The sequence below is a fragment of the Streptomyces mangrovi genome, from assembly GCF_900114215.1.
Taxonomy (GTDB): Bacteria; Actinomycetota; Actinomycetes; order Streptomycetales; family Streptomycetaceae; genus Streptomyces; species Streptomyces barkulensis.
In genome coordinates this window covers 1-1,458 of sequence record NZ_FOSG01000053.1, presented here as the reverse complement: position 1 = coordinate 1,458, position 1,458 = coordinate 1, and the positions used below count along the sequence as shown (strand labels likewise).

1 protein-coding gene is annotated in these 1,458 nt (G+C 71.8%); it reads right to left on the bottom strand.

Going from position 1 to position 1,458, the window contains the following annotated elements:
- Positions 1-1,458: condensation domain-containing protein (locus BM237_RS28585; protein WP_245794104.1), on the bottom strand; the 1,458-nt coding region annotated here is incomplete at both ends.

Below are 1,458 nucleotides of genomic sequence, written 5' to 3'. Positions count from 1 at the left end.
CGGGAAGAGTTCCTCGACCGCGTCCCACACCAGCAGCAGGCCGCCGTCCTGCTCGATCACCTGGTGGTCCAGCCACACCTGCGGCGTCTGCGACACACCCCACACGCGCTCGGCGAAGGACGGCTCGCCCGGGTTCCCGTCCCCGTCGAAGACGCCGAGCGTACTGGTGAACACCACCGGCATCGTCACGCCGTGCGCGCCCCTGCGGCGGGCCAGCTCCCGCATCACCCACAGGGCCGAGACGTCGCTGTGCGCCAGGTCCCGGCCCATCTGCCGCTGCGTCCGCAGCAGGGCGTCCCGCCAGGTCTCATCCGCCTCGGGCCGGTAGCCGAGCAGCAGTAGCGAGGTGAAGTCGCCCAGCACCCGCCCGATGTGGGGGTGCGCCTCCCGCCGGTCGAAGAGAGTGAGGTTGACGGTGAGCTCCTGCCGGGCGCTCCAGTTGGAGAGCACCTCGGAGAAGGCGGTCACCAGCAGCGTCGATCCGGTGACGCCGCAGGCCCGGGCCCGTTCGCGCAGCCGCTGCCACCTCTCGGCCGGCAGCCGGTCCTCACGCCGGACGAAGCGGGGGGTGCCGACGGCGGACGGGTCCTTGGCCAGCGGAAGCTGCGGTCCGTCCGGAAGCTCCAGCACCCGCTCCGACCAGTACGCCTCCGAGGATTCCAGCTCCTCGGGCGAGGGCCGGACGCTCGTCACGTAGTCCCGGAACGTCACCTCTACCGGGGGCAGTTCGGCGTCCGGGGCGTGGTAGAGCGTGTCGAGTTCCCGCAGCAGGGTCATCACACTGAGCGCGTCGATCAGGATGCTGTCGAAGCTGACCCCCAGCCGCACCCGGCCCCGGCCGTACCGCACCGCCCGCACGTCGAACAGGGGCCAGCGGCAGGGGTCGAGCACCTGGTGCGACATCTTTGACCGCAGCTCGGCAAGGGCTGCCTCGGCCTCCTCCGGGTCCGGGCCGGCCTCGGAAACCGGGATCGTGAAGGGCGGGACCTCGGGCCGGACCTGCTGCCGCCCGTCGGGCAGGAAGACCGCGCGCAGCATGTCGTGCCGGGCGATCAGTGTGTTCCAGGCGTCCTCCAGCCGGTGCAGATCGATGTGCTCGCCGTCGTACTCCGTGTAGAAGTGGCAGCCCACTCCGCCCAGTTCGAAGTCGTCGGTGCGGCCCATCCAGTAGGCGCGCTGCACATCGGTCGGGTCGAACGGCTCGTACCGGTGCTCGGGGGCCGGGCGCAGGACGGGGACCGCGGGCCCGGCGGCGGAGCCGCGCGAGCGCAGTCCCGTGCTGAAGGCCGCCAGTTCCGGTGTCTTGAACAGGTCGCCCAGCTCGGCGCCCTCCCAGCCCGCGGCGCGGAGCCGGGAGACGACCCGGGTGGCGATGAGGCTGTCGCCGCCGAGGGAGAAGAAGTTGTCGTCCCGGTGGATGCCGGAGACGTTCAGCAGTTCCTCCCACACGGCCGCCAC